This is a genomic window from Salinicola salarius (genome assembly GCF_002179555.1).
Taxonomy (GTDB): Bacteria; Pseudomonadota; Gammaproteobacteria; order Pseudomonadales; family Halomonadaceae; genus Salinicola; species Salinicola salarius_A.
Genome location: NZ_NHOU01000008.1, coordinates 33,119 through 44,630 on the forward strand (window position 1 = coordinate 33,119; position 11,512 = coordinate 44,630).

Here is an 11,512-nt window from a genome sequence, read left to right on the forward strand (position 1 = left end):
TCCAACATGCTCTCTCTCGTTTCGCTGGTCGACGCGCTCGTGCGCGCGGTGCGTCAGATCTCCCGCTGGGCCGCTCGCCTCATCGGACTTCTACTGCTTGCCGTGGTGGCGTTGGTCATTATCGAGGTCGTCAGCCGTAAACTGCTGGGCCACTCTTTCGAGGGCGTGCAGGAGTACGCCGGCTACGTGCTGGCCATCCTATCCTCCTGGGGGCTTTCGCATACTCTGACCGAACGCGCCCACATCCGCATCGATGTCGGCTACTCCCGCTTGCCGATTGCAGCCCGTGCCGCGCTCGATCTGCTCTCGATTCTCGCCGTCAATCTGGTCGGCTGGATGATCGTCATCCACGCCTGGCCGGTGTTCTCGGATTCACTTTCCAACCACACCACGGCGAACACGCCGCTGTCGACGCCGCTATGGATTCCACAGCTGGTCTGGGTGCTCGGCTACACCTGGTTCGCGCTCTCTGCGGTCATGCTCGCGATACGCGCACTGCTGGCGGCAACGCAGGGCGACAGTGCCACGATCCATACACTGATCGGCATGGGCCATGATGCCGACCCGCTCGAGGCCAACGAGCGCGACAACGCCACGGCAGGAGGAAAATCCTGATGCTTGCCTATCTTTCCATCGGAATTCTGGCGCTGCTGTTGACCGGCATTCCGGTCGCCATCGCGCTGTTCCTGCTCGCCTTCGGCGTCGACCAGTTCTTCTCGTTCTTCCCGTTGACCAAGGCGTTGGGTCAAAACCTGTGGTCCGCCGCGGACTCGTTTCTGCTGATCGCGATCCCACTGTTCGTGCTGATGGGCGAGATCATCGTGCGTGCGGGGATCGCCGAACGCGCCTATCGCGCCATGGATCACTGGCTCTCCTGGCTGCCCGGCGGTCTGCTGCATGCCAACGTGATGACCTCGATGCTGTTCTCGGCAACCTCTGGATCGTCGGTGGCCACTGCCGCGACGATCTCCACCGTGGCGCTGCCCCAGGGCGACAAGCTCGGCTATCACCCGAAGCTCTTCTGCGGCAGCATTGCCGCCGGCGGCACGCTGGGGATCTTGATCCCGCCGTCGATCAACCTGATCGTCTACGGCTTCCTGACCGAGACCTCGATCCCCAAGCTGTTCGTGGCCGGGCTGTTGCCGGGGCTGCTGCTGACCGGCCTGTTCATGCTGACGGCGATCCTGTTCTGCGCTTGCAAGCCGTCGCTAGGGGGGCCACGCAGTCACTCGAGCTGGCCGGAGCGCCTGCGTCATCTGAAGTTCCTGCTGCCACTGCTGATCCTGTTCGTCGCCATCGTCGGCTCGATCTACACCGGCTGGGCGACGCCCACCGAAGCCGCCGCCATCGGCGTGGTGGTCGCGCTGATCCTCGCTGCGTTCAATCGCCGACTGGACTGGCGCATGTTGACCGAAGCGCTCGACAACACCGTGCGCACCACCTCGATGATTCTGTTCATCATGCTGGCAGCCTCGTTTCTCAATTTCGCGCTCGCCTCGGCGGGCCTTTCCAATCAACTGACGCAACTGCTGACGCAACTGGACCTGTCACCGATGGCACTGCTGCTCTGCGTGCTGGCACTGCTGGTGATTCTCGGCTTCTTTATCGAGACGCTGTCGATGATGGTGATCACGCTGCCGATCATCGCTCCCCTGCTGTTTGCCGCCGGCTTCGACAAGGTGTGGTTCGGCGTGGTGATGATCCTGTTCGTCGAGATGGCGCTGATCACACCACCGGTCGGTCTCAACCTCTATATCGTCCAGGCTTCCCGGCGCGGCAAGCCGTTCTCCGACGTGGTCATCGGCACGCTGCCGTTCATCGCCGCCATGGTGGTGATGGCCGTCCTGCTGATTCTGTTCCCCGACATCGCCCTGTGGCTGCCGAACTCGCTCTGATTCGTCGCTTCATCTATGAACAGCAACACCCGACGCCGCTTTCCGATCCAACGACAGTTCAGGAATCACTCATGCTGACTTTCGATACCCCCGAAGACACGCTCACCGTCACGCCGGAACGGCTGGCGATCGCCGGCTGGGCCGGCCGCGATCAGGCTGGCGTTCAACATCACATCGACGAGCTGGCCGCCATCGGCGTCAAACCGCCATCGAGCGTGCCGCTGTTCTACCGTGCCAGCGCGCAATTGCTGACCCAGGCCGAGAACGTCGAGATGCTGGGCAGCGAAGGCTCCGGCGAAGCCGAAGTCTGCCTGGTCAGCGATGGCGACGGCCGCCTGTGGGTGACGCTCGCGTCCGATCACACCGACCGCAAACTCGAAGCCGTCGGCGTGGCCGAATCCAAGCAGCTCTGCGCCAAACCGGTCGCCACCCAGGCATGGCCGCTGAATGAGGTCCGCGATCATTGGGATTCGCTGGAACTGGCAAGCGAGATCGAAGAAAACGGCCAGACCGTCACCTATCAACAAGGCACGCTCGCCGAGCTGCTGGATGTCGATACGCTGCTGGCCAAACTCCCCGACGCGCTCAAGCAGGGGCAGTCGCTGGCACCCAATACGCTGCTGCTGTGCGGCACGGTGCCGGCCATTGGCGGCATTCGGACCAGCCCGCGCTTCTCGATGACGCTCAACGATCCGGTCCTGAATCGTCGTTTGAGCCACAGCTACATCGTCGTCGAGCTCGAGGTCGCGCAATGAGCCAGCTCGATGCCGCCAGCGCGTTCTGGGCCCGCCCGCCGCATCAGCGCCGCTTGAATGACTGGCAGGCGGCAGTCGATACTGGCGATTTCACGCCCGCCCAGGCGCTCGAGGCGTTGATCGAGCGGGCGCAGTCGCAGACCGACGTCACCACCTCTGCCTTCATCGAGTTCGATGCCAACAAGCTGCGCGACCGGCTGACGCGAGTCGACCCGAGTGAGTCGCTGGGCGGCGCTCCGATCAGCATCAAGGATCTGTTCGATGTTCGCGGCGAGGTGACCATGGCCGCTTCCCGGGTGCTGGGTGACAGCGCGCCGGCCGAGAGGGACGCGCCCTCGGTCGCCCGTCTTCGTCGTGCCGGGGCGCTGCTGACCGGACGCACCAACATGAGCGAGTTCGCGTTCTCGGGGCTCGGGCTCAACCGGCATTACGGCACACCGCCCAACCCGTTCGATGCCGAGCGCATCACCGGCGGCTCGACGTCCGGCGGCGCCGCCTCGGTGGCTTTCGGCCTGGCCGCGGCGACGCTGGGCAGCGATACTGGCGGTTCGCTGCGCATCCCCGCCGCATTCTGCGGCCTGACTGGATTCAAGCCGAGTCAGGAAAGTATACCCGGCGAAGGCGCGTACCCGCTGGCGCCGAGCCTGGATTGCGTCGGACCGATCGCGCCCAGCGTCGACTGCTGCGCGCGGCTGTGGTCGATACTCGCCGACCGGCCGATGCCGCCACTGGATGCCTCGCCTCGGCCACTGCGGCTGGCGATCGCCGAAGGCGGTCTGCTGAGCGAACTGGACGATGCGGTCCGTGATGGCTTCGAGGCCGCCGTGGCTGCTCTCGAAGCCAAGGGGTGCCACGTCGAGCGCCTGCCGTTAGCGGCCGTCGACGGCGCGCTGGCGATCAATCAGCAGGGCGGCCTGGTAGTGCCGGAAGCGGCAGCGCTGCATCGCGAACAGCTCGCGCGTGCCGAGGCGGACTACGATCCGCTGATCGCCGAGCGTCTGAACGGCGGTCGGGACATCAGCGCCGCGGACTATCTCCAGCGCCTCTGGCCGAGAGCGGGCTGGCAGCGCCGGTTCGAAGTCGAGATGGCCGGCTTCGACGCGGTACTGCTGCCCACCGTCGCGACGCTGCCGCCCAAGCGGGCCGATCTCGAGAACGACGCCGCCGCGTTCCAACGCGCGAACCGGCTGGCGCTGCGCAACACCAGCGTTTTCAACTATCTCGACGCCGCCTCGATCTCGCTGCCCTACTTCCCTTCAGGCGCGGAACTCCCTATCGGCCTGATGCTGTCTCGCCCCCAGGGCGGCGACGCCGCGCTGCTGCAGCATGCCTGCGTCGTGGAAGCGATGCTGAGGAATTGAGTCGTCCCGGGCAGTCGCTGAGAGGCATCCGTCTTAAGGCGAGGGGGCCGGCGGGCTCCCCTCGACAGCGTCAACGTCTGACGGAATGGAACCAGTCGCCGATGCTGCGGCCGATCTTGTCGATCAACCCCAGCGGCGGCATGGCCGGCATGTAGAAATGATGGATCGTGGAGCCCGGCAGCCCTGATGCGCCGCGCTTTCGGCAAGCGCCCTGGGTAGCCGCGGCCTCTTCCCGCCATTCTTTCTGCCGATCGTCCGGGCGATATCCGGCCAGCACCGTCGCCAGGGCGATCAGCGCAAAGACAACGAAGCAGACAGTGTATCCCGCGCTGCCGATCAGATAGCCGGCCAGCGGCGAGCCGATGACCTGGCCGATGGCAATCATCAGGAAAGGCAGCCCCAGCCCGATTGCCGGCCGATCCGCGTAGAGCCTCACGCCCCAGACGAGATAGGCCCCGGTGAGCATGATGTAGGCGGCGCCGAAGAGCCCCGCGGAGACGAACACCGTCGGCAGGCTCGAGGGGCTCAGTACCAGCAGCCATAACGACAGCGCCAGCATCGCCAGCACCCCACGATGGACGACGTTGAGCCCAAAGCGCGCGACCAGATCGCCCGTCGCGGCGCCTGCCAGCCCGGCCACGCCGATCAGAATCCACATCACGTTGGCCACGCCCTGCCCGAGATGTCCTCGCGAGATGATGACGTCGCTGGAGAAGGTCCAGTAGGCAGCGCTGGCCAGGCCCGTACTGGTGGCCGCGACCACGAGCATCAACGCGCGCGGGCGCCAGAGACCGCCACGAGGCTCTTCTTGCCGTGAACCGGATTGGCGGCCGGTGCCGGCATTCGCTCGCGGCATGGTCACTAATAGCAGCAGCGCATTGAGCAGCGCGGCGACGGCAAACGCGGCGTAGGCGAGTCGCCACTGCCCCGTAGCGACGAAGGCCACCGGCCCGGAAACGGCAACACCCAGACTGGTGCCGGCATTGATGACGGTATTGGCACGTCCCTGCCGAGCGGTCGCGATCGACGTCGAGACGGCCTGCGCCATGGGCGGCGATGCCAGCCCGGTGCTCAGCCCCGCGAACAGGATGCCGCCGGCCAGCCAGAGCGCGCTGGTGCTGATGGCGACGATCGTCATGCCACCTGCGGCAACCAGCGCCGCGGCGATCGCCACCCGGCGCGCCCCGAGGCGTTCCACCAGCAGAGCGCTTGCCACGATGGCGAGACAGTAGCCGACGTAGGCACCGCTACCGATGATCCCGGCAATGGCCGGACCGAGACCGACATCCTCGCGCATGCTGGGCAGAAAGAGACCGTAGGCAAAGCGAGCCAAGCCATAACTGACGCCGGTCAGTAGAGTGCCGGCGAGGACTAGGCGCATTTCCGAGTGATTCATGAGGCATTCTCCATTCGAGCATTCACCGTCGCGAGACTGGGGGAAGCCGGTTTGCCGAAGTCGAAGTCCGATCAGATGTAAAACGGTCGTTTTCATTACGGGCGAAAAAAATTCGCCGACTCTGGCGTCGGCCCGTTCGTCGAACGACATGACCAGCTAGCGGCGTCTAGGCGCCCGTGCGGTCTCGACCAATCGATGGGCGGCACGCCGCGCACCGTCGACGGCCGCGCCGCCGCGATAGGTCGCTGCATGGGTCGCGCCCTCGAAAAGCAGCAGAATCGCTTCGGCCAGCTCGTCGTCGCGCCGGCCGATCTCCGCCACCACGATCTCGTCGATTCGCTGCCGCAGTCGCTGCTTGTGTCGCGCCATCGCCTCGGCGATCTCCGGTACGCTACCGCCGGTTTCGCCCCAGGCCCGCAGGAACAGGCAGCCCCGCGCGCCCTCCCGGGCGAACCAGATTTCCAGCGCATCGAACAGCGCGTCGATATTGTCCGCGCCGACGAGCCGATGGAAGCGACGGTCCCGCTCGTTCAGGACGGCGGCCATCAGGCCGTTCTTGCTGCCGACGTGCTTGTAGAGCGTGCGGCTGGAAATCCCGGCGGCCTGCGTCAGCCGGTCCATCCCGGTGGCGGTGAAGCCGTACCGGTCGAACAACTGCTCGGCAGTCGAGATGAGTCGTGTGCGAATATCCATGGCCCCAATGTAAAACGATCACTTTACCCATGCAAGCATCGATGCGCCGATCAACGATGGTAAGATGCCGGCCCATTCAGCGAAGAATCACTCCCCGTGTCGTCAGCCTCGATCTCTCGTCCCCCGCTACCGGCCTGGCTGTGGCTCGTCGCTTTCGGTCTGGCGGCGATCAACCTGCGTGCGCCGATCGTCGTCATCGGACCGGTACTCGATCCGATCATGTCAACGCTCTCCATCGGCGCGGGAACGGCGAGCCTGTTCACCACCGGGATGATTCTCTGCTTCGGGCTGCTCTCGCCGCTGGCGCCGGGCTTCGCCGATCGCGTCGGCCTCGACCGCGCCATCGCCTGCGCTATCACGCTGATCGCCCTCGGCGGCGTTCTGCGCGGCGTCGAGAACCTGACGGTCATGCTGCTGGGGACATTGTGCGCGGGGCTGGGTATCGCCTTCGGCAACGTGTTCATGCCGAGCCTGGTCAAGCGCGATCGCGGCGACCGGCTGGGCCGCACCATGGGGCTATACACGGTTATGATGGGCGTCGGCGCCACGATCAGTGCCGGTAGCGCCATTCCGCTGATGAATCTCTCGGGGAGCTGGTCCACGCCGATCTGGCTATGGGCGGCGTTCGGCATCGGCTCCGCCATCGTGTGGTGGCGCGTGGCGCTCTCGCTGGCGCCCGAGGAACCGGCCGCCACGCGCCGGCCGCCGATGTCGCGCCTGTTCAGAAGCCCGGTGGCGTGGACGTTGACGCTGTTCATGGGCGCCCAGTCGCTCAGCTTCTACACCCTGCAGACCTGGGTGCCGGCGGTGGCGATCCAGGCCGGCGTCCCGGTGGCGACCGCCGGGATCATGCTGTCGCTGATCAACCTCACCAGCATTCCGGGCAGCTACATCGTCGCGCGCTTGGCATCGAGGCTAACGCATCACAGCCTGCTGGTGCTGGGGCTCTGCTCGCTGGTGGCGCTGGCGCTGTTCGGCCTGCTGCTTGCGCCCACGGCCTCCCCGCTGCTGTGGGCACTGCTGCTGGGTGCCGGCCAGGGCGGCTGTTTCAGTTTCGCGCTGACCATGATCGTACTGCGTACCCGACAGCCCCAGCACGCGGCGATGCTGTCGGGCATGTCCCAGAGCATCGGCTACCTGATGGGTGCCAGCGGGCCGCTGCTGTTCGGCGCACTGCACGGGCTGAGCGGCGACTGGCAGCTGTCGCTGATCTTCCTGATCGTGCTGCTGGCCGGGCAGAGCGTGGCCGGCGTGCTGATCGGCCGGCCCAGGATGGTCAAGCTGGGAGACGACTGACGCCCGGGTTCTCCCTTTCATTGCTCTCGGTAAAGCCGGGGCATGCCTTGGCTTTGCAATCCCCTGCCGCCTTCTATGCTGTAGAGAGTTATTTTCCAGAACAGACCCCGAAATAGACCCTGGAACAGACCTCGGAACAGGTCCCGAAACGGACTTCGCTCAGGCACGAGCGCGATACGTCAAGGGCCGGCAAGGAGAGCGACATGGGTATCAGGCTGAAGCATCTCGAAGATCAGGTCGTCGTGATTACCGGCGCGACCTCCGGCATTGGGCTCTCCACGGCGCGCATGGCCGCCGATCGGGGGGCGCGCCTCGTGGTGTCGGCGCGTAACGAGAATACGCTGATTCGACTGGTGGAGGAGCTTCGCCAACGGGGCGCGGAGGCGGTTCATGCCGTGGCCGATGTGGGCGATCCCGCTCAGGTACATGGCATTGCCGAGACCGCCTTCAACCATTTCGGCGGCTTCGATACCTGGATCAACAATGCGGGCGCGTCGCTTTACGGCTATATGCTCGATGTGCCGCTGGAGGATCATCGCAAGCTGTTCGAGACCAATTTCTGGGGCATCGTCCACGGCTCGCTGGAGGCGGCGCGTTATCTCTCCACACGCACTGCGGGCCATGGCGGCGCGATCATCAATCTGGGCTCGCTGGTATCGGATCGCGCGATTCCGATCCAGGGCATGTATTCCGCCTCCAAGCATGCCGTCAAGGGCTTCACCGATTCGCTGCGCGTGGAGCTCGAAGCCTTGGGCGCGCCGGTATCGGTCACCCTGGTCAAACCCGGCAGCATCGCCACGCCCTATGCCGAACATGCCCACAACCTGCTCGAGCAGGAGCCCAGCCTGCCGCCGCCGCTTTACGAGCCGAGCATCGTCGCCAAGGCGATCCTGCATTGCACCGTTCATCCCCGACGCGACATTCGCGCCGGGGGCGGCAGCAAGGCGATCGCGATGCTCGACTACTTCGCGCCGCGCCTGACCGATCGCCTCATGGGCGGCATGATGATCGATCAGCAGAAGTCCGGGCGTGCGGAGCATCGCCAGTCATTCGCGCTACATGAGCCCGGGACCGAGATGCGCGAGCGGGGGAACTACCCGCATCATGTCTGCAAGACCAGCCTCTACACCGAGGCCTCGATGCATCCTGTCATCACCACGACGGTCATCGCGGGGGCGCTGTTCGGCCTCGCGGCGCTGAGCCGGCGTCGGCGGTTCTGATCGGGCCGGCGTCTCGTTACGCCCGCCCTGTCGACTCGCGCTGAAACGGATAGACGTCACCGATGCCGAGCAGCCGAGTCAGCTCGTCGAGCGCCGTGAGCGTCTCGTCGGCGAGCCGGGGATCGGCCAGATCGTCCGGGGTCAGGCTGTCGCGGTAGTGCCGCTCGACCCAGGCCACCAGATCGGCATGGAGCGCGTCGTTCAACAGCACCCGCCCGCTCAGCGCCTGACGCTCGGCCGCGGACAGCACGATCCGCAGACGCAGGCAGGCGGGGCCGCCGCCGTTGCGCATGCTCTGTTTGACGTCCTTGACCATCACCTCGCTGATCGGGTTGTAGCCCGCCAGCAGCAGATCCTGGATCGTCCGCCAGACGGCTTCGTTCTCCTGACACTCCCCCGGCACCACCAGCGTCATGCTGCCATCCGGATTCGACAGCAACTGCGAGTTGAACAGGTAGGTCGATACCGCATCCTCGAGACTGATCGCTTCGCTGGGCACGCGCACCGGGACGAGTGGCGTCGTCATTCGTTCGCGCAGGGCGTCCAGCGTCTTCTCTTCGTCGAGAAACGCCATCTCGTGATAGAGCAGCACCGGCCCGTTGCCCACGGCGATCACGTCGTTGTGAAAGACACCGGCATCAATGGCGTCGGGATGCTGCTGGGCGAAGACGACCCGGGCATCCTCGAGGCCATGCTGGCGTGCGATCGCCTGGCTTGCTTCCAGCGTCTGGCGGGCCGGATAGCGCCTGGGGGCGCGCTCGCCGCCGAAGGCCTGACGGCCATAGACGAACAGATGCACGCCGGCGTCACCGTATTCGCCACAAAGACGCGTGTGATTGGCGGCACCCTCGTCGGAGAACGCCGGCGTCGCCGGCAGCACGGGATGATGGGCGAAGTGGCGTTCGTCGCGAAAGATCGAGGCGAGCACGCGGCCCGTGGTTTCCGGCTCGAGATAGCGATGGAAGCTCGACTGCAGGTTGGCGGGCGTGAAGTGAACGCGGCCGTCGGGCGCATCGAGGCTCGGCGTGATGGTGGCGGCGTTGGCGGTCCACATCGACGAGGCCGAACACACCGCCCGCAGGATCTGCGGCGCTTCCCTGGCGGCCCGCGCCAGCACCTGGGTGTTATCCCCCTGGAAACCGAGCGCCCGCAAGGCGCCCAGGTCCGGGCGCTGCTGTGGCGGCAGCACGCCCTGGGCGTAGCCGGCATCCATCAGCGACTTCATCTTGGCCAAGCCCTGCAGCGCGGCCTCGCGCGGGTTGGACGCGAGCCCGCCATGACGCATCGAGGCCACGTTGCCGTGGGCCAACCCGGCGTAGTTATGGGTCGGGCCGACCAGGCCGTCGAAATTGACCTCGCGCACGTCCTGTTCGGCCGTCATGTCCGCTTCGCTGCTCACAAGGTCACCCCCGGCGGCAGCTCCGTGGGCATCGTCAGCGTATCGGCCTCCATGGAGGCGACCGGATAGGCACAGTAGTCCGCCGCGTAATAGGCGCTGGGGCGATGGTTGCCGCTGTCGCCGATGCCGCCGAACGGCGCATCGCTGGAAGCGCCGGTGGTCTGGCGGTTCCAGTTGACGATACCGGCGCGAATCCGCAGCAGGAAGTCGTCCCAGTCGGTCTGGTCGCCGCCGATCAGGCCGGCGGAGAGCCCGTAGCGGGTATCGTTGGCCAGCTCGATCGCCTCGTCCCAGTTCTGGTAGCGATGGACCTTGAGCAGCGGGCCGAAGTGCTCTTCGTCAGGCACGTCGCAGCCGGTGACATCGACCAGCCCCGGCGACAGCAGGCTGGTGCCGGCCTGCAGCGACTGCATGCGTACCAGCACGCGTCCGCCACGGGCTTCCAGATCGCGCTGCGCCTCGAGCAGGCCTTCCGCCGCCTGCGGGCTGACCAGCCCGGCATAGAACGGCGCCGGCTCGCTGAACGGCTCGGCCACCCGCAGTTCAGCCAGCACCTGCGCCAGCTTCTCGATCAGTCGATCACCGGCTTCCCCTTCCGGCACGATCAGGCGACGCGCACAGGTACAGCGCTGGCCGCCGGAGAGGAACGCCGACTGGACGATGGTCAGCACCGCCGCGTCGAGATCGCGCACGTCCTTCACAACCAGTGGGTTGTTGCCGCCCAGCTCCAGCGCCAGGATCTTGCCGACCTGGCCGCCGAACTGGCGGTGCAACAGCCCGCCGACCTTGGCGCTGCCGGTGAACAGCAGGCCGTCGATATCGGCGTTGCCCGCCAGCGCCTGCCCCACTTCCGCCGCGCCCTGGACCAGGTTGATCACGCCGGCAGGCAGGCCCGCCCGCTCCCAGCACTGCAGGGTCAAATCGGCGGTCATCGGCGTCTGTTCGCTGGGCTTGAACACCACGCAGTTGCCCGCCAGCAGCGCCGGCACGATGTGGCCGTTGGGCAGATGGCCCGGAAAGTTGTAGGGGCCGAAGACCGCGAGCACGCCATGCGGGCGATGGCGCAGCACGGCGCGCGTGCCACCGGCATCCCGGGCGCGCTCGCCGGTCCGTTCGTGATAGGCGGTCAGCGAGATCGCCACCTTGCCGATCATCGCACCTACTTCGGTGCGCGCTTCCCAGATCGGCTTGCCGGTCTCGTGCGCGATGCTGCGGGCCAACGGCTCGCGGTGGTTCTCCAGCTCATCGCGGAAACGCTCGACGATCGCCTGGCGTTCGGCAAAGGGACGGCGCGCCCAACCAGGAAACGCACGCCGCGCTGCCGAGATTGCGTCATCGACCTGCTCGGGTGAAGCCGCCGCGGCCTGCCACAGCGAGTCGCCCGACACGGGATCGCGCTTGTCGAAACGCGCGGCCGCGCCGTCGATCCAGCGGCCGTCGATCAGCAGTTGAAGCTTTGCGTGCATATGTCGCTCCTGATGATTTGTTGGTAAGCCG

At 66.2% G+C, this 11,512-nt stretch carries 10 protein-coding genes; 6 read left to right on the plus strand and 4 right to left on the minus strand.

Annotation, left to right across the window (positions count from 1 at the left end; all coding sequences use genetic code 11):
• Positions 1 to 6: 6 nt before the first annotated feature.
• The 4 genes from CCD76_RS08310 (at position 7) to CCD76_RS08325 (ending at position 4,011) form a co-directional block, all read left to right on the plus strand.
• Positions 7 to 615 (plus strand): TRAP transporter small permease subunit, encoded by a 609-nt coding sequence (locus CCD76_RS08310; RefSeq protein WP_087719062.1) that lies wholly within the window; start codon positions 7 to 9, stop codon positions 613 to 615.
• The gene (locus CCD76_RS08315) at positions 615 to 1,895 is read left to right on the plus strand and encodes a TRAP transporter large permease (RefSeq protein ID WP_087719063.1); all 1,281 of its coding nucleotides are present in this window, start codon (positions 615 to 617) and stop codon (positions 1,893 to 1,895) included. Before CCD76_RS08310 ends, CCD76_RS08315 begins: the two co-directional genes overlap by 1 nt.
• Positions 1,896 to 1,966: 71 nt before the next feature.
• Positions 1,967 to 2,650, plus strand: coding sequence for a DUF2848 domain-containing protein (locus tag CCD76_RS08320; RefSeq protein WP_087719064.1), 684 nt, complete (start codon positions 1,967 to 1,969; stop codon positions 2,648 to 2,650).
• Positions 2,647 to 4,011, plus strand: a complete 1,365-nt coding sequence (locus tag CCD76_RS08325) for an amidase (protein WP_087719065.1) — start codon at positions 2,647 to 2,649, stop codon at positions 4,009 to 4,011. The genes CCD76_RS08320 and CCD76_RS08325 overlap by 4 nt, the downstream gene beginning before the upstream one ends.
• Before the next feature lie 70 nt (positions 4,012 to 4,081).
• On the opposite strand, the gene CCD76_RS08330 is transcribed toward CCD76_RS08325, so the two are convergent.
• Positions 4,082 to 5,407 (minus strand): MFS transporter, encoded by a 1,326-nt coding sequence (locus CCD76_RS08330; RefSeq protein WP_179208882.1) that lies wholly within the window; start codon positions 5,405 to 5,407, stop codon positions 4,082 to 4,084.
• Positions 5,408 to 5,563: 156 nt separating this feature from the next.
• Positions 5,564 to 6,100, minus strand: coding sequence for a TetR/AcrR family transcriptional regulator (locus CCD76_RS08335; RefSeq protein WP_087719067.1), 537 nt, complete (start codon positions 6,098 to 6,100; stop codon positions 5,564 to 5,566).
• Between the two features lie 96 nt (positions 6,101 to 6,196).
• Here CCD76_RS08335 and CCD76_RS08340 point away from each other — a divergent pair, with 96 nt between their 5' ends.
• Positions 6,197 to 7,396: an MFS transporter gene (locus CCD76_RS08340; RefSeq protein WP_087719068.1), complete on the plus strand. Its 1,200-nt coding sequence runs from the start codon at positions 6,197 to 6,199 to the stop codon at positions 7,394 to 7,396.
• Between the two features lie 203 nt (positions 7,397 to 7,599).
• On the plus strand, positions 7,600 to 8,616 hold the full coding sequence (locus CCD76_RS08345; protein ID WP_087719069.1) for an SDR family oxidoreductase: 1,017 nt from the start codon (positions 7,600 to 7,602) through the stop codon (positions 8,614 to 8,616).
• A gap of 16 nt (positions 8,617 to 8,632) precedes the next feature.
• On the opposite strand, the gene astB is transcribed toward CCD76_RS08345, so the two are convergent.
• Entirely contained in the window at positions 8,633 to 9,997 is a 1,365-nt protein-coding gene (gene astB, locus CCD76_RS08350) for an N-succinylarginine dihydrolase (RefSeq protein ID WP_087719175.1), read from the minus strand.
• Between the two features lie 14 nt (positions 9,998 to 10,011).
• Positions 10,012 to 11,481, minus strand: coding sequence for a succinylglutamate-semialdehyde dehydrogenase (astD, locus tag CCD76_RS08355; protein ID WP_087719070.1), 1,470 nt, complete (start codon positions 11,479 to 11,481; stop codon positions 10,012 to 10,014).
• Positions 11,482 to 11,512: the final 31 nt, after the last annotated feature.